The following is a 20,592-nucleotide window of genomic DNA, read 5'->3' as shown; positions in this document are numbered from 1 at the left end:
CCTGTGGAAGGCAATGTTAATAAACTAAAGACTATAAAAAGGCAGATGTATGGAAGAGCAAGCTTTGAATTGCTCAGAAAAAGATTGGTACTTGCTCCTGCTTAACCACCAAAAGTGGGGAAGAACCCAAATCCGTCGGAATCCTTCGCAGCATTTCCTCATAGGCGCTTTCCAGTTCAGGAATCAGCCGGCTTAGTTCTTCAATATTTTGCGACAAAAGGTTAAATTCCTTTTGACGTTTGTTTAAGCCCGTTTTTTGTTCTTTTATATGTAAAATGGAAGTATCGTTCATAAAACGGAATTAGAGTTGGTACTTTAAAAATGCAGTCCGAGTTCCTGATAAGATATCAGAATAATTGCAATTACGGCGAGTACAAGTCCCAGTTTATTAAGTTTGTTCAGACGTTCGTTATAAATAAGCCATGCCGTAAACGAAGAAGCCAGCATACTGAGGATGTTGTAAACAGGAAAAACAAATGCCGCGCTGTTTCCGAAAGACGATAAAGCCAGCAACAGAAAATACAGCGAAAGAAAATTGGGAACGCCCAGAATCAGTCCGCCGATTACGCTGCGCAACGCCAGTTTTTCCTTTCCGGCCGTAATTTTGAACAGCAATAGAATAGTACCAATCATAATAGCGCCGGTACAGGCTATGATCATGAATACGGTTGTTTGGCCGGGTGTATAATATCGGGCAGAAAGGAAATTGATCAGTGTATTGTTGGTTCCGCTGGCCAGGAACGTAAGTACGGGCAAAATCCACAGGGAAGGATTAGAGAAGGAAGGAGGAGAGGAGGAAGGAGCGGCGTGCAAACCGGAACCTTGTTTCTTTTCAGCTTTTTGTATTGCTCCGAGCGCCAGTGCAATCACACCTGTAATCAGTCCTGCATAATTGATTGCTGTAAAATCCTTGTTGTTGTTTTTAAATACAAAAAGTCCGAAAATGACCGGAATGACCAATGACATGTTTCCGGCCAGCGAAGCAGAAGTTACGCTTACTTTTTGCGCGGTAAGCCCGATGAACATAAAAGCCGTCACGAACAACGTTCCCAGGGCAAGCGTAAGCAATGTGCCCGGCGAACTCCACCGAACATGACTGAATGCGGCAAGATCGGGCGTAAGCAGCAAGCCTGTGAAGACACAGGCATAATAATTAAACACAATGGCATGGAAGGAATTTACCTGAAAACGGGGGTAAGACCGCATGATCAGGTAAAGCGCGACTGTAAACAGAACTGCCAGCAAAAAATTAAGCATAGGAAGGATTTAAGGCATTTTCGCCAGAAGTTCATCGATGACGCGCGGGTAATTTTCATGTTCCAGCAAGTGGATTTTACTTTCGATATCTTCCACCGAATCGCCCGGATCAACGTTGCATGTGGCCTGAAAGATCACATCACCTTCGTCATAGTGCTCATTTACATAATGGATCGTGATGCCCGTCTGCGGCTCTTTTGCCTCAACGACAGCCTCATGAACAAACCGTCCGTACATGCCTTTACCGCCGAATTTGGGCAGTAAGGCGGGATGAATATTAATCATTCTTTTATGAAAAGCGTTCACCAGCGACGGCGGTACAAGCATCATGAATCCGGCCAGTACCACAAGGTCTATTCTTTCATTCTGAAGAATGCGGAGGATTTTCTCAGTCTGGTAAAAGGTTTTTCTGTCAAAAAATACGATCGGGATCTGAAGAAGACAGGCGCGCTTGATTACACCGGCCTGCGCATTATTTGTAAAGATCAGCGAAACTTCAACGTCGGTTCTGTCCAGAAAATACCGGCAGATTTTTTCGGCATTGGACCCGGAGCCGGAGGCAAAAATGGCAATACGTTTCATTCGGTAAAAAGGTTTATAGTGCAGTTCAGCGGAAAAAGGATTCTGAAACTTTGGCAAATCTATAAAAAAGAACGGCTTACGATCCTATCGCAGCCGTTCTTTCCTGTATCCACGATGAATTCAGTATATTCTGCTCAGTTCGCTGTAACTGATTAATTTCCCCTTTCTGTAATTTTCAGTTTTGAGATCCCAGATCACGCCGGGTACACGATAGGAAATGCTTTGCATGGCCACTTTGACGGGAATCCCCATGACCATTTCCACGTTCATGTCCGACGTGATCTTGTAGGCGTCGAAAGTTCCTGCGGGTACGGTCAGTTTTTCCTGACCGGTTACGTTTCTATTATGGACAATCATGTTAAACGTCACGGGAGTAGAACCTGATTTACCTTTTCCCTTCACGGAAGCATCTTTCAGCTTTTTACCGGCCGACAGTTTTACAGGAAATTCGATGTTGTCGTATGTAAATTCCATTTCCATGCTTTCGAATGCTTTGAGCTGATCGTGGTTGATGAGCGAACGCACGTCCATCTGCAGAACATTGCCGTCACATTTCATCTGATAGGAATTCTTCAGTTCCGATTTGCCTTTTGGGTTAAAAAACTCCATATCCACGGTAAAAACAGTGTTAGCGCCTTCTTTCGTGATTTGAGCAATTTTGTAAACGAAAGTTCCGGTCGGCCTGCCTTTGCTGTCGAAGTTGCTGGTTTCAAAACCGCCGCCTTCTTTTAAAACAATGCCCGCACATTCCTGCGCCCTGACATACAAGGCAGAAACGCAGATCAACAAAACACAACAGATCAGGATTTTTTTCATGGCCATAAATGCTAAATCAGCTATGCGCTTATTGCTGTCAGTATTCAGCTATAAGCTTTCAAAAAGATGAATATCAGGAATGAACAAATTGTCAAGACCAGCCAGGACAAAGAATGTCTGGAACCACAGCTCTTTTCAATTCCCATCAATACTTGACTATTCATGACAATACTTGACTATGAGAACATTTTTTTCCTCCAAATAAGCCTTTTTTGAATATCCATACAGCACGTATTTAGCAAACGGCATGTCTGAACAATCCGACGGCGCTGAAAGATTCAGGCCCAGATCATGGTAAGGAGTCCCAGCAGCATAATAATTTTACAAATGCCGCTGATCTGCTTGAAATCACGTCTTGTATCTGCACGAGAGAGTTTCAGCAAAAGCCAGGAAAGCGGGATCAGGAGCAGAATGAAAAGGATGGTGAGCAAGTAATTGTTCAAAGCCTGTGCAAGGACAAACAAGGTTACGACAAATACGGAAATGACGCCATACAGGAAACTTTTGGTACGGCGTATACCCCAGATTATGGGCAGCGTACGGCAGCCGTGCGCTTCGTCGCCTTTGATATCTTCCATATCCTTTACAACTTCCCTGATCAGCGAAATGAAGAATGAAAATACGGCGTATATAAAAACAAGATGCCGGTTGTCAGGATAATGCAAGGTCAGAATCAGCAATGTAAGGCCCGTAAGCATGGAAACGATAAAGTTGCCGATAAAAGGCATTCGTTTATAGCGTGCGGAGTAAAACCAGAGCAGCGTAATCGAACAGACATTGATCACAAAAATATACGGGCTCACTATAAGTCCGAGTGCCGCCCCTAAAATATTCAGAAGCTGGTGCGCACCCATTGCCCAGCGCCGTTTCAAATATCTTCCGACCACAACGCGCTGCGGTTTGTTGACGATGTCTATTTTGATATCGAAATAATCATTGATGATATAGCCTGCGGCAGCGATACATACCGTGGAAAGCGATAGAAAAAACAGGTCGGAATCGGTAATGATCTTGCGCCAGTCCTGCCTCGGACCGATCAGAAGAATGCGTGTAAGATACTGGGTGAGGACCACAATGACCAGATTGGTCATACGGACCAGGCGGGCACTTCCGGCAACATATTCCCACAATCCGATTTTTGGCCTTGCAGACACATTCATGGAGGTTATTTCAGAAAAAAAGTAGATTCGGGCATTAAAATTATTCATTTTATACCATTAACGACAATTCTTCACATCTTTATCCATTTCGGGGATAAAAAAGGTTCAATTGTTGTTAGCATTCTGAAGTCTGTCATTTGAACGGCTTTATTGTTCCAGCTTACAACTTTTTTTAATGACATTATGAAAATCGGTATCGTATGCTATCCAACCTTCGGTGGAAGCGGCGTGGTAGCTACTGAACTGGGGAAGGCACTTGCCAAAGCTGGCCACCAGGTTCATTTTATAACTTACTCGCAGCCGCAAAGATTAGACTTCTTTAATGAAAACCTTTATTATCACGAAGTAAATATTCCTGCATATCCGCTGTTTCAATATGCTCCTTACGAATCCGCATTGTCCAGTGAAATGGTGCATGTGGTTACAAACGCCGGACTGGATCTGCTGCATGTTCATTACGCAATTCCGCATGCATCTTCCGCCTATCTTGCCAAACAGATTCTGGCGCAGCAGGGAATCCATATACCGGTGATCACGACTTTGCACGGCACTGATATTACACTGGTCGGCAAGGATGCTTCCTATGAGCCGGTCGTTACTTTCAGTATCAATCAGTCAGACGGAATTACAGCTGTATCCGAATCGTTGAGAAAAGATACTTATACGCATTTTAATATTACAAAAGATATTGAGGTCATTCCCAATTTCATTGATCTTGACCGGTTTAACCGTCAGAAGAAAGATCATTTCAAGCTGGCTATTTGTCCCAACAACGAAAAACTGATCGTGCATACATCCAATTTCAGGAAAGTAAAAAGAATTGATGATGTTGTCATGATATTTGAAAAACTGCGTAAACTGCTTCCGTGCAAACTGTTGCTGGTAGGCGACGGCCCGGACCGTGCGCGTATCGAACGCCAGTGCAAAGAACTGGACATGCTTTCGGACGTTCGTTTTCTTGGTAAGCTGGATGCGATTGAAGAAGTTCTTTCCGTAGCCGATCTGTTTTTGATGCCTTCCGAGTCAGAAAGTTTCGGACTGGCTGCTCTGGAAGCACTTGCCTGCGAAGTTCCGTTGATTACATCGAATGCCGGCGGCTTGCCGGAGCTGAATCTGCATGGCATTACCGGATTTCTGAGCGATATCGGTGATGTGGATGATATGGTTAAAAACGCGGCTTACATTCTTAATGACGATAATCTGCCGACTTTCAAGATCAATGCGCTGGCGCGTGCCAAAGACTTTGAGATTTCCAAAATTCTGCCTCATTATGAAGCCTACTACGAGCGTGTTGTTGAAAACAGCAAAGCCATAGAAATATAGGTACGGTATTTTTAGGTCTGGTTGTTTATTGAAAATAAACGATCAGACTATGTTACCCAACATTCCGTATACAAATTATAAAAGAGTTGTTATTGTTGGTGCCGGATTTGGCGGGCTTGCGTTAGCCCGTGAAATTGCCAAGAGAGAAGATCTTCAGGTCGTGCTGATCGACCGGAATAATTATCATCAGTTTCAGCCGTTGTTTTATCAGGTTGCCATGGCGGGCCTGGAACCCAGCTCCATTTCTTTCCCGCTCCGGAAAGTTTTTCAGTCCAAGAAAAACGTACATATACGCATCACCGAAGTTCATAAAATCAATCCGGAAAGGAAATCAATTGAAACCGATCTCGGAGAAATTACTTTTGACTATCTCGTCATTGCGACCGGAGCCGTTACCAATTATTTTGGCATGAAAGAAATCGAGGAACGCGCCATTCCGATGAAAACCGTTTCCGAAGCGCTTGCATTAAGAAACCGTCTTCTTCAGAATTTTGAAGATGCGTTATCCGTGGATTCCGAAGACGACCGCGCAGGGTTATTGAGCGTTGTAGTCGTGGGCGGCGGCCCGACGGGCGTCGAGCTGTCGGGAACCCTGGCGGAAATGAAGCATTACATTCTTCCCAAAGATTACCCGGAAATGGATTTTAAATCCATGCAGATTTATTTACTTGAAGGTTCCGGCAAGTTACTGGGCGCCATGTCGGAGGAATCGTCCGCGAAATCACGCGAATACCTTGAAAAAATGGGTGTAAACGTACTTACCGAACAGGTGGTTACCAGTTTTGACGGAAAGTATGTCACCACCAAGCAGGGAACACGAATTCGCGCAGACAATCTGGTATGGGCTGCCGGAATAAAAGCAAATCCTTTGAATGGCCTTCCGGCAGAAGTGATTGTGCGCGGCGGACGTATTAAAGTAGATCAATACAACCGGGTGGAAGGTTATGACTATATTTTTGCACTGGGCGACGTAGCGGCTATGAGTGAAGGCAAATGGGAAAACGGGCATCCTCAGCTTGCGCAGCCTGCCATTCAGCAGGGCGAAACACTGGCTAAAAATATCTGGCGTGTTATGGATGGTAAAAAGGCAGTGCCGTTCAAGTACAAGGATCTGGGTTCAATGGCGACCGTCGGAAGAAACAAGGCAGTAGCGGATCTTCCTTTTGTGAAATTTCAAGGTTTTCTTGCATGGCTTACGTGGATGTTTGTTCACCTGATTTCCATTGTCGGTGTGAAAAACCGGGTACTGATCCTGATCAACTGGCTCTGGAATTACGTAACCAATGATCAGTCATTGCGGTTGATCCTGCGGCCGAAAACCATTGCGCAGATTGCAGATAAAAATGAGAAAAATGAAGAAGTGCTGAGCTGACAAGCGTGTTGTCCCGCCCGTACTTTCTGATAACCTTTCAACCGGCGGATTGCATCATTTACAGGTTTTCGTTATATTCGTGTGCTATTTTGTGCCAGATTTGCGTTATACATTAAGGTAATAAACTTTTGAAAGATGAAATTAGTATTTAATATAATTCTCATATTCTTGCTTCTGATCGCATTTGTTCCGTTTTTCAGAAGATTTATTTTCCACTTGCTTGTAGGACGCCAGCTGATCAAGGAACAGGAAAGGCAATACAAGGCACAACAGCAGCAAAGAGCAAGAACGGGCGTAAAGGTTGACAATATACCGCCGGACCATGGCCAGTCTTCACGCTTTCAGGGTGGGGAATACGTAGATTACGAAGAAATTAAATAAAGTTGCAGCATAAAAAAGCAGCCCGGATCATTTGATCCGGGCTGCTTTTTTATGTGAAAAAAAACTTTTCTATCTGCTCAGGAACAGGTTACGCTCTCCGTAAACTTTCTGAAAAAAATCATCCTGTAAATCATCAATAAAATAAATGGCTTCACCGGTTGACTTCATTTCAGGCCCGAGCTCCTTGTTTACATTCGGAAACTTGTTGAAAGAGAAAACCGGGATTTTGATCGCCCAGCCTTTTTTTACCGGATTGAAAGTAAAATCTTTCAGCTTTTTGGTTCCGAGCATCAGCTTCGTTGCATAATTTACATACGGTTCCTGATACGCCTTGCAGATAAATGGTACCGTTCTGGAAGCGCGGGGGTTTGCCTCAATAACGTACACAACGCCATTCTTGATCGCAAACTGCACATTGATAAGTCCGATCACATTCATCGCCAGCGCAATTTTCCGCGTATGTTCTTCGATCTGACGGATTTCATCTTCGGTCAGGTGAAATGGCGGCAATGTCGCATGCGAGTCGCCGGAATGGATTCCCGCCGGTTCGATATGCTCCATCACACCGATAATATAGGCATCTTCACCGTCACAGATCGCATCCGCTTCCGCTTCCAGCGCACCTTCGAGAAAATGATCCAGAAGAATATTGTTATCCGGAATATCGTGCAGGATTTTCACCACATGCTGTTCCAGTTCCTTTTCATTGATAACGATTTTCATACTCTGTCCGCCGAGCACGTAACTTGGACGAACCAGAAGCGGGAAGCCAAGCGAACGCGACAATTCCACCGCGGCATCCGAAGTTCTTACGGTTCCGAATTGCGGATAAGGAATTTCCAGATCTTCGAGCAGGGATGAAAAACGTCCGCGGTCTTCGGCCCAGTCAAGCGAATGATAATTGGTACCGATGATCTTAACTCCGTATTTTTCAAGCTTTTCGGCCATTTTCAGCGCCGTTTGTCCGCCAAGCTGAACAATAACGCCTTCCGGTTTTTCGTGTTCGATGATGTCATAAACATGCTCCCAGAATACCGGTTCGAAATAAAGCTTGTCTGAAATATCCGGATCCGTTGAAACGGTTTCCGGGTTGCAGTTGATCATGATGGTTTCATAACCTTCCTCTTTTGCTGCCAGCACGCCGTGCACGCAGGAATAATCGAATTCGATTCCCTGGCCGATCCGGTTTGGCCCCGAACCCAGCACCACTACTTTTTTGCGGTTGCTGACTACGGATTCATTATCCGGATGTTCCGGCGACGAATTGAAAGTGGAGTAGTAATAAGGCGTTCTGGCTTCAAATTCTGCCGCACACGTATCAACGCATTTGTAAACACGATTGATACCCAGCGCTTTCCGCTTGTCGTAAACCTTGCTTTCCTTTGTATTCAGCAAATGAGCGATCTGGCGGTCAGCATAGCCTTTCTGTTTTGCATTCAGCAGCAGCTCTTTCGGAAGATCTTCCAGGTCAAACTTTTCAATCTCGTGTTCCAGTTCGATCAGTTCCTCAATCTGGCGCAGGAACCAGGAATCTATTTTGGTCAGATTCTGGATCGTTTTAAAAGACAAACCTATTTTAAAGGCATCATATATATGGAACAACCGGTCCCAGCTCGGATGCTGAAGACTTTTCTTGATCGCTTCCTGATCGCGCAGCTCACGTCCGTCAGCCCCCAATCCGTTTCTTCTGATTTCAAGGGACTGGCAGGCTTTCTGCAACGCTTCCTGAAAATTCCGGCCGATACCCATGGCTTCACCGACGGATTTCATCTGAAGACCAAGTGAACGGTCGGCACCTTTGAATTTATCAAAATTCCAGCGCGGAACTTTTACAATAACATAATCAATGGAAGGCTCAAAGAAAGCAGAAGTACTTCCGGTAATCGGATTGATCAGTTCATCCAGATTGTATCCGATGGCCATTTTGGCAGCAATTTTGGCGATCGGGTAACCCGTTGCTTTCGATGCAAGCGCCGAGGAACGGGAAACACGCGGGTTGATTTCAATGGCAATAATCTGGTCATCAGCCGGGTTAACCGAAAACTGAACGTTACAGCCGCCGGCAAATTTTCCAATTCCATCCATCATTTTAATGGCAAGATCGCGCATTTGCTGATACAGCGTATCGGGCAAAGTCATGGCCGGTGCAACGGTAATGCTGTCACCGGTATGAACGCCCATCGGGTCAAAATTTTCAATGGAGCAGATAATGATGAAGTTGCCGTTATTGTCACGCAGCAATTCAAGCTCATATTCTTTCCATCCCATGGCACTTTGTTCAACCAGTACTTCGTGGACCGGAGAAGCATGAAGACCGTTGTTAAGTGCTCTGTCAAAATCCTCTTCCCGCTCGACAAAGCCGCCGCCGGTTCCCCCAAGCGTATAGGAAGGACGGATTACAAGCGGAAAACCGATTTCCTGCGCGATCTCCTTGCCTTCCAGAAAGGATCTTGCAGTACGGCCGCGGCATACATTTACATTCAGTTCAAGCATTTTCAAACGGAATTTTTCTCTGTCTTCCGTTGTCTCAATGGCTTTTATATCCACACCGATAATTTCGATTCCGTATTTTTTCCAGATGCCTGCCTTGTCGCAGTCGATAGCAAGGTTTAATGCAGTCTGGCCTCCCATGGTTGGAAGAACGGCGTCAATAGGCTTACCAAGTGCCTTGTGCTTTTCCAGAATTTCAACAATATATTTCTTTTCAAGCGGCAAAAGATAAACATGATCTGCACTGATCGGGTCCGTCATGATTGTTGCCGGATTCGAATTGATCAGTACAACCTCAATTCCTTCTTCGCGAAGGGAGCGGGCTGCCTGCGAGCCGGCGTAATCAAATTCGCACGCCTGACCTATGACAATTGGACCTGAACCGATAATCAGAACGGATTTGATATTGGTGTTTTTGGGCACAGTTAATGATAATTTGAAGAAAAAAAGAAATTAAATATCAACAACTTTTGGCTTTGCCTGGGATTTATGAGCAGGGGTACGTCCAAAAATTCCACAAAGTTAATTCACATATCTGAAAAAGAAGATCAGGTTGGCGGAAATTCCTGGTATTTTTTAAAATGTTTAACTCAGAAAGGTGAAATACAGTTTATTGTAGCGGAACAATGGATGGTGCAGAAATATCAAAATCCCTTAAACGAAGCGGAACATTGCCATCCACGGCAAATCGGATGGAAGAGGAGTTCCCGGGAATGTTCGGATAATACCCGATCCGTAACTGAAGTGTATTGAACGTAAGACTTTCATTCCTGAGCCGGAGGCCGAATCCGTAACCCTGATAAAGCGGTCCGCTCCAAAGTGATTGTACGCCGTTGACAAGCCCCAGATCGGCAAAGACAAAGTACGCAATCCGGAAGCCGAGCAAACTTTTATCGGAAAAAAATACCGTTTCGGTTCCGAGTGTCAGCCTTTTGGTACCGATAAGCTGCTCGCTGTTAATGCCCCGGATTCCCTGTTCGCCGCTGATGTTAAGATAATCCAGCGGATCTCTGTTTACGCCGTGCGTATAACGGAATGCCAGAAACTGCCGGAAAAAGCTGTAACGGAACGGAATCAGGTTGCTGATGTAATTGAGCTGGCCATGCAATACGCCTTGCTGCGCATTGCCTTCTTTGGAATAAGTGCCGATATTGACCAAACCGTACATGTAGCCCAGATTGTAAGGAAGGTATTTGCCCGTCGCATACTGAAGGCCGCCGTAGCCTCTTGCCCCGAATTCCGTATTTTCCTGGCCGATTGTCAGCGCAAACAAGTTACCGACCGGAACGTCTTCGGTACGGCCGAATCCGTAAATCAGTACGTCGCGTTTGTAATTGCGGTTGGAATAGCCAAGACTGATCAGGGTCGCACTTCGGTTCCAGTAAATCCGGTTGAGGTCCGGTGCTACTTGCGGCCGGTCCCGAAAACTGTATTTGTTGTGACGGATGGCAGTCACCAGCCGGGAATCTTTGCTGAGCCTGCTTTCCGGAAAAGGAAATTTGAAAGCCCTGCCGAGCCAGATATCATAATAATTGTATTCCGTCGGATACCTAATCTGCACTTCGGTATCGTCAAGAAGCCGTTTGTACTGCCGGATTCTGGTATGTCCGACATCTACTGCGCCTGCGTATTTGGTCTCATTTGTTAAAAACCGTCTGAAAAAATGAATAGACTGTTCCTGCCGGTCGCGTTCAAAAATCAGGTTTGCCTGACCGGTAATAAAGGTTTTTCCAATATAAGGAATCGTGTAAATGGTCCGGAACTGAAACTTTTGAAGCGTATCTCTGGCGTCCCATCGAAAAGCCGTTCGCTGTGAATGTGTCGTTCCGCGTACATTGATGTTTTCCAGTCCGATATTGAACTTTTTGAATGAGTTGAACCCGCCTGAAAAATTCAGCGACCACGCATCCTGAATGAGCACGATTACATCGGCCATCCAGGTTACATCCGTTCGGGGTACGACCAGAATACGCGCATCCACAATAGTACGGTTGGTCCTGAGCAGACGTTCGTTATCCTTCAAAACCTGCGCCCGAATGTCGTCGCCTTCTGAAAAAAGCAGAAATGATTTGCGAATAATGCCTTCACGCGTATTGGTATGCAGGCTTTTACTGACAAATCTTTCCAGCTGGTTGCCTTTCCGCGTTGTGTCGTACACGGATTCACCGAGAATATTAAGCTGTCGGATGTAAATTTTTCTGATGACCATTCCTTCATAAGGCGTAAACGGATTGGTCTCGATTTCCTTTACTTCAGTAACTTTTCCCTGATTATAAACATCCCTGAAAAGAAGCCTGTAAACGGCACGCGAAAATTTGGTTTTCGACATACGTGTTTTCAGGTTTGTATAGCGCGTACTGTCTCTGCTGTATATTTCCAGGCTGTCCGGGTTTTGAGCCGACGCCAGCGTGGAAAACAGTAAAAACAGCAGGAAATATCTATACATGTACAATTTTATTCCAAATCAACAGATTTAACGTAAACGTACCAACGACAGATATATTGAAATCCAGCAAATGGATTTAAAAACCGGTATTTGAATGGAGTAAATTTATTTTTTATCTGCTTCCAGAATCGCCTGCGCCGCTTTTTCAAGCGAACTAGGAGCCGGCGCTTTCTTCTGGGCGAATTTGCCGTTCGGCCGCATCACTGCAAACGTGGCAGCATCCAGCGGATTAAGCCTGAAAAGAAGATCCATCATCTGGTTGCTGTCGAGGAACAGGTGTACGCCTTTCAGCTGGTGACGTACAACATATTGCCTGAGCCTTGCTTCCTGTGAAATAGTTTCTTCACCGGGCAGATGGAGATAAATAAAGACCACATCATCGGGTACATTGGCCTGTAATGCCGGAATATAGTCCAGTTCTTCTCTGCTCCGGGAATCGTCCAGGTTCCATTTTGTAATGTAAATGGTTTTTCCCTTGTAACGGTCCGTTATACGGTTCAGCCAGGAAGTGCCGTTGTCATTGGAAGCAGTAAAAAAGTAGCCGGGCAGAACTTCAACGGGTTCAGCCGTCACATTCTTGAATTCAACTGCCGTTCTGATGCTGGCGCTGTCTTTGACTTCCAGGTTTACGATTTCGTCCAGCGACTGCCTGAACTGCGGAATGCCGATATTCGACTGGATGTATTTGCTTAGAAGAAGCTGTTGTTTGTAGGAAAATTTGTAAAGGTTTTTTGCAAGATAACGCACTCTCAGGAATTCAGTTGCGGTGCTGTCGAAAAGCTCGCTGTATAGTTTGTTTTCCCTTTCATAATTGAAAAGGAGGTTCAGGACCATTTCGTTACGTGCAAAAATTTTGTTCATAAAATCAAGCTCGCCTTTGTCTCTCAGACCGCTGCCGGTTATGGCATCCAGACGCTGTCTTTCTTCCGGGGTCAGATTGGTTGCATTGTTCCGGATCAGGGAAGACATCAATCTTACCGGAAGCGTGTTGGTACGCGACGGATTGGTGTATTTCTTTTCTTCCACCAGAAGATCGGCATAATTGCCGAAACGGTTTGCCCAGATGACGCGCTGCGCCGTAAGCGGCGGACTGGAAAGCCGTTGCAGACTGTCCAGCAGTTCTTTCGGAACCTGCACCTGATTGCTTAGTGCATATTCGTACAGAACCTGTAATTGTTCCTCATCCGAAATGGATTTTGCCCATTGATACAATGCAGGCGAAGCCACTGTATTTTGCGTGGCAGACCGGACTGCAGACAAACGGAGCTGTGCACGGCTCTGTGCCAGACGCTTCGCATCTTCCGGACTTCTTTCCCAGAACGATTTGAAAAAGTCAGTTCCAAGGTGTTTGTTGGAATTCAGAAGCCGGGTTTCTTCGGTCAGGAATGTTGCGTACTGATTGTTTGCATCCGCATTTACGCCTGAGAAGTAGAACAGTTTTTTTGCGTTTCGCAATGAATCTCCGTTAAAAACGATTTCAACGGTTCCCGCTGAGCCGAGAAATGTAGTAAATGCCTTTCCGCCGTAATCCAGGTAAAATTCTTCCTGCGGAAAAAGGATCGGCAGAGAAACCCTGAAACTGCCGTCTGCCTCGAGCGGCGCCTGTTTGCTGAGCTCGGATTGCGGCTGTAAAATGTTGTTTCTGGAAAATGTAATGGAAGGAGCCTGACGGTAAAGCCGGCCGTTCAGATTCAGAATTTTTCCTGTGATGATCAGCGAGTCGGTAGCTGCAAATGAAACGGACAAAAAGCCTGATAATATAAAAGTGAGAACGATGAAGCGCATGAACGTATTTGTTAGGAATTGATAACGAAAAATAGTGAGGCTTTTTCGTGCTGCCAAATTTGTTATTTTTATTCCATTCATAATTTGCAAATATTCGTCCGGCTATATGTTTTTGATTGGTTATGCCCTGTCTTCATTTTCGGGAAGCTGTTCCGAATTGCCGTCTTCATAGCGCACATATATGCCGTGATAACGTTCCTGAACAATGTAATCCTTTCTGAGCGGATGGCCATCCCAGTCTTCCGGCAGCAAAATACGCCGAAGATCGGGATGTCCTTCAAAATGTATGCCCATGAGGTCAAAAGCTTCTCTTTCGTGCCAGTCGGCAGTGCGCCATATATGGCTTACAGAAGGGACGGAAGGCAACGTTTGATCGGCTGTATTTCTTGGAAAAACCGTTTTGATCGCCAGATTATGACCGTATGGAATGGATGTCATGTTGTAAATCACTTCCATTGTTGCCGTTCCCGGCCCGTTATCCATGGCGGTTATGCATTCCAGAAAGTCAAAATATAATTGTTCGTCTTCATGCAGAAAACGGCAGATTTCGGCGACATCTTCCACCGGAACGATCAGAATGGGCTGCATGCCTTTGGTATCGGCATCCAGTCTGGATTCACTGAAACGGGCTGCGATCAAAGCGGTAATTTCCTGAAAAGTCATGATTTTGGGTTTATGCTGGGGTCAACGCTGCGTTTTCGGATTCCATTTCCAGAAACAGTTCCGGTGCAATGGGATGTTCGCCTCTTATTTTTTCCTGCAGTTTCATAAAACCGCCGATCAGTGCTTCCGGGCGCGGCGGGCAGCCCGGAACGTATACATCCACAGGTATGATCCTGTCAACGCCTTTTACGACATGATAGCCGTGTTCCCAGTACGGACCGCCGCAGTTGGAGCAGCTTCCCATCGAAATGACGTAACGCGGTTCGGGCATTTGTTCGTAAAGCCTGCGGATACGGTCGGCCATCCGGAAAGTCACCGTTCCGGCAACAATCATGACATCAGACTGTCTCGGAGAAGGACGCGGCAAAATTCCGAAACGTTCCAGATCATAATTAGAGGCATAAGCCGCCATCATTTCTATTGCACAGCAGGCAATTCCGAACCCCATCGGCCATAAGGACGATAACCTCGCCCAGTTCATCAGGTCTTCGGCATTGGTCAGAATAATGCCGCCGTCGCCAGTTTTTGTTTTATCACTCATCATTCGTATTTATCTTTGAAAATTTTCAATGAAATGAATATTGCAGCAAGTGCAATTGCCATTGAACATAAAAGTAACCATAATTAGCTGTAATATGTTTCCGGTATTCATGCACAAGACAATTCAGTTATTCCATTATATGAAAAACAGAATACTTCTGAACTTAATTCTCATGACAGCCACTTTTACATCCGTTCAGGCGCAAACAGATTCTACACTGCGTATTTTTGATAGCGGTTTCGGTATTTACGCCGAGCTGGGAATGCTTCCTGCAAACAAAGCCATAAGAAACGAGCTTGCCAAAATGAATATCAAGCCTTTTACTGCTTTTATGGGTTCCGTGGTGCTTACAAGGCGGCAGGAATCGCCGCGCTGGTTTTCAGAAGGCCGCATCATAGCCATGAACAGCACCAATTATACAACCGGAAAAAACGGCATGAAAGCAGATCTTGCGGGCATCGGAATCGGAACGTCCGGCGGACCCAAACTGATAAACAACGCGCGCTGGAACCTGACCATTCCTTTCGGAGCTGATGTGATGCTTTACCGGCTGAGTATCAAGAACGACGGTCAGGTTGCCTTTGGACATTTACTTCAGAATCCGTCCGCTTACAAGCCGGTAAGGTTACTGAATGCCAACATCAATCTGCATGCCGGAGTCGGTGCGGATTTCAAGATGAATTTTTTACCTAAAATCAATGAAAAGGTATTTTTAAGCAGTAAATTGACGTATCAGCAGCCGCTTCTGGGAAAAAGAAAATGGAAATCGGAAAGTGTAACAGTAAGCGATTTGCCGTCCTTGAAACTGAACCAGGTTTTTTTCCAGATCGGACTTGTATTTTTCCCCAAACGCAAGCCCAAGTTATGATTTTTAGCTTTTAGCGAATAGCTTTCGGCTTTTAGCAATTGCCTTTTAGTCGTAAAAAAGGAAAATTCAAACAACCAAATGACCAAACCCCGCCCACTTTTCGAAACATGATAATCCAAACAAAATATGACAAAAAGTAGCAGCCGATACTAAAAAGCCAAAAAACAACCAAATGACCAAACCCTACCAACTTCCCGAAACATGCAAATCCAAACAAAAAATGACAAAAAGTAGCAGCCGTTACTAAAAAGCCAAAAGACAGCAAATGACCAAAAACATCCAGCCTTAATTCCTGCGATATTTTTCATTAACCTTTTTATACATGTCCATCGGCACGGGCGATTTTATCTCCGGAACCTTCGGGTTAGTCCTTACCCAGTCCAGATAGCCTTTTGCCCATGCATAGGCCAGACCTAAAATAAGAATTCCGATAAAAACGCTCATTTCGGCCATGGCAAACCATCCCCATGCGCCGTTTGTCTGCCTGATCAGCTCTTCATTGCCGAAAACAACAGACCACGGAAAAAGAAACAGAAGCTCCACTTCAAACAGCACGAAAATAAGTGCAACAACATAAAACCGTACGTTAAACTGAATATTTGCATTTCCAAGCGGGTCTTCGCCGGATTCATAGGTAGTCAGTTTTTCTTCGTTCGGATTGGCCGGACGCAGAAAGCGGGCAATGGTCAGCATAACGCCGAGCAGCGTCAGTGCGGCAATGATGAATAAAAATATATAGCCGAAATCGGAAAGCATGTTTATCCGGATGTTTGTGCAAAGCTACTGATTTTGGACAAGCAGCAAAGTTTGTCGTATAAAAATGAAAAAGCCATTGTACCGGAAAAGGGTACAATGGCTGTAAATGTTCAGGTTTGTTTTCAGTCTTCGGATTCCTGCAGCCAGACTACTTTTTGTTCCGATTCATGTTCCTGACCGATTACGTCACGGTAAAGGTCGGGACGGCGTGCTTTCAGGTACCTGAAACCGCCTGCCTGTTCCAGCTTTTCTGGTGTTAAAGTAGCAATGGCAATGGCATTGCCCAGTTCACGGCATTCGGCAATTACGTCGCCGAAAGGATCAAGGATCATGGAACAGCCGTTTTTGAGCTGGTCATCGTCCATTCCGATCGGATTGCTGAAAACGGCATAAACCGCATTGTCATAAGCACGTGCCGGAAGCCATTTCATCAGCCAGCTCCGGCCTTTCAATCCATCAAATTCCTGTCTTAGCAAAGTAGGGTTTGCTTCCCTGTTTTCCCACAATGCAGGATCCACAAAGCCGGCGCCGGGCCGGGTAGAAGGTGTACACATGGTTACATGCGGCATAAAGATAATGTCCGCTCCGAGCAATTTTGTCGCCCTTACATTTTCCATGATGTTGTTGTCATAGCAGATCAGGATGCCGCATTTCCAGCCGTAAAGCTCAAAAACAACGTATGCGTCGCCGGGTGTCAGATGCGGGTTTATAAACGGATGCAGTTTCCGGTATTTGGCGACCAGCCCGTTTTCATCCACGCAGACATACGCTTTGTACATTTTGTTATCCGCATCTTTTTCAAAAAGTCCGGCCAGAACGGCAATCTTGTTTTCCGCCGCGATGCGCTGAAGTTTTTGAATGCTCGGGCCGTCTGGAATGAATTCTGAAATTTCAAGCATCTGTTCGCGCGACAGATTTCTGGCAAAAGTGTAGCCGGTAATCGAACATTCATGAAACGCAATCACTTTTGCGCCTTTTTCTGCTGCTTCCTTTGATAGCCGGCTGATCACTTCCAGATTGTAATCCTTGTCACCGCTTTTGTTCTCAAACTGTGCCGTAGCAATTTTTAAATTTTCCATGTTGTGCTAATCGCATTATTTCTGTTTACTGTCTGTTTTTCACCATTGTTTTGCCCAGAAACTTTGTCCTTTGAAACCACTCTGTAAGAGCAGACGAGCAGCCTGACTGCTTCGTTTTCCGCTCTGGCAGTAAAAAACAATCTTTTTATCCTGCGGAAAAGACGCAATGCTTTCCGGAATTTCGGATAACGGAATATTGATACCGCCGAAATTATCCGCTTCAAATTCGTTGTATTCCCTTACATCCACCAAATGGACTTGCTCCGGATCTTCCATCTGCAGGCTTTCAAATTCCGCATAGGTAAGTTCGCCAAGGACCCGTTCCGGTTTTGCCGACGATTCCTTCTTTGTTTCAAAAGTTGTGATGTCGCCGGCAGCAGCCGATCTTGCAAATGCAAACAACTGAACGGAACCGTTAAGCGCATTGATGACCATCAGTTTGCCCGATAAGACATCGCCGATTCCGCAGATCATTTTAATGGCTTCATTCGTCATGTAAGTGCCGATGATGCCGGGCAGAATTCCGATTACGCCGGCTTCCTCGCAGTTGTCGCCTTCCTCGGCATCCGGAAAAAGGCAGCGGTAAGTTGGGCCGTTGTTGTAATTGAATACGGAAACCTGACCTTCAAAACGCAGGATCGAACCGAAAACAAAGGATTTGTCCAGTTTCACACAAACATCATTGACAAGATACCGCGTAGGAAAATTGTCGGATGCATCAATGATCAGATCGTATTGCGAAACGATTTCAATAGCATTTTCTCCCGTAAGCCGTTCCGGAAAGGATTGTATTTTAACAAATGGATTGATCGCCGCTAACTTGTTCGCAGCCGTAACCGACTTGTTTTTGCCTACATCGTCACCGGAATATAAAATCTGGCGGTGCAGATTGGTGAAGTCAACGGCATCATCATCGACAATTCCCAGACTGCCAACGCCGGCCGCTGCCAGATAAAGAAGTACCGGACAGCCGAGCCCGCCTGCACCGACTACAAGGACTTTTGCTGCCTTGAGTTTTTCCTGACCGGCCAGTCCGACTTCGGGTAAAAGAATTTGCCTGCTGTAACGCCTGCGTTCCTGAATTTCGAGCATTGGTTCATGATTTCAATTTAACGAAGCTATTAAATTCCAGGATAAACTAAAACTGGGCCGGTATGTACTTTCTGAACGGCATTGTCAGTTCACGATGATCGGAATTTAGTTTTAGGAATAAACCGCAAAAGCTTTGGCGATTTGCCTATGCGGAGCATAAGAAATTCTGAATTTTATGGGGTAACTTTGAAACCGTTAAATCAACCTGTTATTGAACTTACGTTATTTTGATGGATCTTATTATCAGAAGTGCTGCTCCGAAGGACTTGCCTTCACTGCTTGAAATTATAAACCACGCCATTCTTAATACTACCGCAATTTACGATTATGAACCCCGTACGCTGGAACAGCAAAAGGCATGGCTGGAACAGATGTTCATTGACGGAATGCCTGTGATTGTTGCCGAGTCGGACGGTGAAGTGATCGGTTATGGTTCCTATAATATATTCCGTCCTAAAATCGGTTACAAATTCAGTGTTGAACATTCGATTTACCTGGATGAAAAATCCCGGGGTATGGGAGTAGGGGGAAAGCTGTTGGGCAGCCTTATACAGCGGGCAAAGGAATCGGGCCTGCATACCATGATCGCCGGCATTGACGCAGCAAACCGCGGAAGCATCGAATTTCACAAAAAATACGGTTTCGTTGAAAAAGGCTACCTTAAGGAAGTAGGTTTTAAATTTGATCAGTGGCTGGACCTTGTATTTATGCAGCTGCAACTGGAAGACGACGATTGAACATAAAAAAAGCTGTCTCGGAACCGACGGTAGTAAAATGAATTACAATTCCTGGTTCCGGGACAGCTTTCAAGCAAACAGCAGTTAATGTGCGCGGCCGGTTTCCACGTACGTTGCTTCATCGCCGGTCGGTTTGCCTTGCCACCACGATGCCAGAATGGAACCGGTAATGTTCATTAGAGGACCAAAAATAGCCGGCGCCAGCCCGACAGTAGCCATTTTCCCCATTTCCTTGGCAATTCCGGAAGCCAGTCCGCCGTTCTGCATGCCGACTTCAATGGCAATGGTACGGCAATCTCTTTCGCTCATCTTGAACAACCTTCCGGACCAGTAGCCGAGCGTATAACCCGACAGGTTATGAATCAGTACGAGCAGAAGCAAAGCGGGCCCGATGGTAAGCAGACTGTCGCGGCCGGCAGCCGTGATAATCACGATAATGAATGCAATTCCTGCCATGGAAACAAGCGGCATGGCAGCATCCAGCCATTTAACTTTTCCGCTGAACAATTTATTAAAAAGAAGTCCGGCACCAATCGGGATAATTACCATTTTAATAATGTCCCACATCATATGCAGCGTATCGATCTTTACGAAAGCGCCGGCCAGCATACTCATCAGCACCGGCGTGACAATCGGAGCAAGCATGGTTGAAATCGCAGTTATCGTAATGGAAAGCGCCAGGTTTGCTTTTGCAAGATAGGAAATCACATTGGATGCCATGCCGTTTGGCGAGCAGCCGATGAGGATAATGCCCGCTGCAATTTCGGGCGGAAAACCGCTGATGCTCGCAAGCGTATAGCCGATGGTCGGCATGATGATGAAGTGGCTTACAACGCCGATCAGCACGCCTTTCGGCATTTTTACAACGCCTACAAAATCACCGAAACTCATGGACGTTCCCATTCCGAACATAATGATCTGGATCAGCGGCGTAATCAGCGTAGCCAGTTTGAAGCCGTTTACACTCTGGAAATGCTGCGGATAATACAATGCAGTCGTAACGGCTGCAAAGATAATGGTCGTGTAAGTAAACCCTTTCAGCTTTTCATAACCTCTGAAACTGATGGCGAGCGAAATAAAAAATGCGATGAAAAATGGCCCCGCCTGCGGTAAATTGCCTGAAAACGCAAGATAAAGTGCCACGAGCAGGCATAAAGCAGCAATGCCGGACAGGAGCTTATAAATATTCATACGGTTGTTTTGCAATTGAAAAAAGGTGAATGGAAATTTAGGAAGCAATGCAT

Annotated in this window: 19 protein-coding genes; 5 read left to right on the top strand and 14 right to left on the bottom strand. The window is 45.5% G+C overall.

The window, feature by feature from the left end:
* Nucleotides 1–73: 73 nt before the first annotated feature.
* The 5 genes from FEM33_RS26505 to FEM33_RS02135 form a co-directional block, all read right to left on the bottom strand.
* Nucleotides 74–292: a hypothetical protein gene (locus tag FEM33_RS26505; RefSeq protein ID WP_201747686.1), complete on the bottom strand. Its 219-nt coding sequence runs from the start codon at nucleotides 290–292 to the stop codon at nucleotides 74–76.
* Nucleotides 293–315: 23 nt separating this feature from the next.
* A complete protein-coding gene (locus tag FEM33_RS02150) occupies nucleotides 316–1,257 on the bottom strand; it encodes a hypothetical protein (protein WP_139010469.1) in 942 nt (313 codons plus the stop codon).
* Between the two features lie 9 nt (nucleotides 1,258–1,266).
* On the bottom strand, nucleotides 1,267–1,839 hold the full coding sequence (purN, locus tag FEM33_RS02145) for a phosphoribosylglycinamide formyltransferase (protein WP_139010468.1): 573 nt from the start codon (nucleotides 1,837–1,839) through the stop codon (nucleotides 1,267–1,269).
* A 120-nt stretch (nucleotides 1,840–1,959) separates the two neighbouring features.
* Complete coding sequence (locus tag FEM33_RS02140) at nucleotides 1,960–2,655, bottom strand: TapB family protein (RefSeq protein WP_139010467.1); 696 nt, start codon at nucleotides 2,653–2,655, stop codon at nucleotides 1,960–1,962.
* Between the two features lie 278 nt (nucleotides 2,656–2,933).
* Nucleotides 2,934–3,815, bottom strand: a complete 882-nt coding sequence (locus FEM33_RS02135) for a geranylgeranylglycerol-phosphate geranylgeranyltransferase (protein WP_139010479.1) — start codon at nucleotides 3,813–3,815, stop codon at nucleotides 2,934–2,936.
* Between the two features lie 183 nt (nucleotides 3,816–3,998).
* On the opposite strand from FEM33_RS02135, the gene bshA reads away from it, so the two are divergent.
* The 3 genes from bshA (at nucleotide 3,999) to FEM33_RS02120 (ending at nucleotide 6,891) form a co-directional block, all read left to right on the top strand.
* The gene (bshA, locus tag FEM33_RS02130) at nucleotides 3,999–5,138 is read left to right on the top strand and encodes an N-acetyl-alpha-D-glucosaminyl L-malate synthase BshA (RefSeq protein WP_139010466.1); all 1,140 of its coding nucleotides are present in this window, start codon (nucleotides 3,999–4,001) and stop codon (nucleotides 5,136–5,138) included.
* A 49-nt stretch (nucleotides 5,139–5,187) separates the two neighbouring features.
* Complete coding sequence (locus tag FEM33_RS02125; RefSeq protein ID WP_139010465.1) at nucleotides 5,188–6,510, top strand: NAD(P)/FAD-dependent oxidoreductase; 1,323 nt, start codon at nucleotides 5,188–5,190, stop codon at nucleotides 6,508–6,510.
* Nucleotides 6,511–6,645: 135 nt separating this feature from the next.
* Nucleotides 6,646–6,891 carry a DUF4834 domain-containing protein gene (locus FEM33_RS02120; RefSeq protein WP_139010464.1) on the top strand — a complete coding sequence of 82 codons (246 nt, stop codon included), beginning with the start codon at nucleotides 6,646–6,648 and terminating at the stop codon, nucleotides 6,889–6,891.
* A 69-nt stretch (nucleotides 6,892–6,960) separates the two neighbouring features.
* On the opposite strand, the gene carB is transcribed toward FEM33_RS02120, so the two are convergent.
* From carB to nuoB, 5 genes are all read right to left on the bottom strand, one after another.
* Nucleotides 6,961–9,804 (bottom strand): carbamoyl-phosphate synthase large subunit, encoded by a 2,844-nt coding sequence (carB, locus tag FEM33_RS02115; protein WP_139010463.1) that lies wholly within the window; start codon nucleotides 9,802–9,804, stop codon nucleotides 6,961–6,963.
* A 187-nt stretch (nucleotides 9,805–9,991) separates the two neighbouring features.
* On the bottom strand, nucleotides 9,992–11,827 hold the full coding sequence (locus tag FEM33_RS02110; protein ID WP_139010462.1) for a BamA/TamA family outer membrane protein: 1,836 nt from the start codon (nucleotides 11,825–11,827) through the stop codon (nucleotides 9,992–9,994).
* A 105-nt stretch (nucleotides 11,828–11,932) separates the two neighbouring features.
* Complete coding sequence (locus tag FEM33_RS02105; RefSeq protein WP_139010461.1) at nucleotides 11,933–13,612, bottom strand: hypothetical protein; 1,680 nt, start codon at nucleotides 13,610–13,612, stop codon at nucleotides 11,933–11,935.
* Between the two features lie 120 nt (nucleotides 13,613–13,732).
* Entirely contained in the window at nucleotides 13,733–14,275 is a 543-nt protein-coding gene (locus FEM33_RS02100; protein ID WP_139010460.1) for an NADH-quinone oxidoreductase subunit C, read from the bottom strand.
* A 10-nt stretch (nucleotides 14,276–14,285) separates the two neighbouring features.
* Nucleotides 14,286–14,816 (bottom strand): NADH-quinone oxidoreductase subunit NuoB, encoded by a 531-nt coding sequence (gene nuoB, locus FEM33_RS02095; RefSeq protein WP_139010478.1) that lies wholly within the window; start codon nucleotides 14,814–14,816, stop codon nucleotides 14,286–14,288.
* A gap of 172 nt (nucleotides 14,817–14,988) precedes the next feature.
* On the opposite strand from nuoB, the gene FEM33_RS02090 reads away from it, so the two are divergent.
* Nucleotides 14,989–15,684 carry a hypothetical protein gene (locus FEM33_RS02090; RefSeq protein ID WP_229214043.1) on the top strand — a complete coding sequence of 232 codons (696 nt, stop codon included), beginning with the start codon at nucleotides 14,989–14,991 and terminating at the stop codon, nucleotides 15,682–15,684.
* A gap of 285 nt (nucleotides 15,685–15,969) precedes the next feature.
* Here FEM33_RS02090 and FEM33_RS02085 read toward each other — a convergent pair whose 3' ends face one another.
* From FEM33_RS02085 to moeB, 3 genes are all read right to left on the bottom strand, one after another.
* Nucleotides 15,970–16,440 carry an NADH-quinone oxidoreductase subunit A gene (locus FEM33_RS02085; protein ID WP_139010458.1) on the bottom strand — a complete coding sequence of 157 codons (471 nt, stop codon included), beginning with the start codon at nucleotides 16,438–16,440 and terminating at the stop codon, nucleotides 15,970–15,972.
* Between the two features lie 122 nt (nucleotides 16,441–16,562).
* Nucleotides 16,563–17,519: a nitrilase family protein gene (locus FEM33_RS02080; protein WP_139010457.1), complete on the bottom strand. Its 957-nt coding sequence runs from the start codon at nucleotides 17,517–17,519 to the stop codon at nucleotides 16,563–16,565.
* Nucleotides 17,520–17,558: 39 nt separating this feature from the next.
* Complete coding sequence (gene moeB, locus FEM33_RS02075) at nucleotides 17,559–18,611, bottom strand: HesA/MoeB/ThiF family protein (protein ID WP_139010456.1); 1,053 nt, start codon at nucleotides 18,609–18,611, stop codon at nucleotides 17,559–17,561.
* 230 nt (nucleotides 18,612–18,841) lie between these two features.
* On the opposite strand from moeB, the gene FEM33_RS02070 reads away from it, so the two are divergent.
* On the top strand, nucleotides 18,842–19,348 hold the full coding sequence (locus FEM33_RS02070; RefSeq protein ID WP_139010455.1) for a GNAT family N-acetyltransferase: 507 nt from the start codon (nucleotides 18,842–18,844) through the stop codon (nucleotides 19,346–19,348).
* A gap of 84 nt (nucleotides 19,349–19,432) precedes the next feature.
* Here FEM33_RS02070 and FEM33_RS02065 read toward each other — a convergent pair whose 3' ends face one another.
* Nucleotides 19,433–20,539, bottom strand: a complete 1,107-nt coding sequence (locus tag FEM33_RS02065) for a bile acid:sodium symporter family protein (RefSeq protein WP_139010454.1) — start codon at nucleotides 20,537–20,539, stop codon at nucleotides 19,433–19,435.
* Nucleotides 20,540–20,592 lie beyond the last annotated feature (53 nt).

This window comes from Dyadobacter flavalbus, from assembly GCF_006149045.1.
Lineage (GTDB): Bacteria > Bacteroidota > Bacteroidia > Cytophagales > Spirosomataceae > Dyadobacter > Dyadobacter flavalbus.
This window is presented reverse-complemented; position numbering and strand designations above follow the sequence as displayed.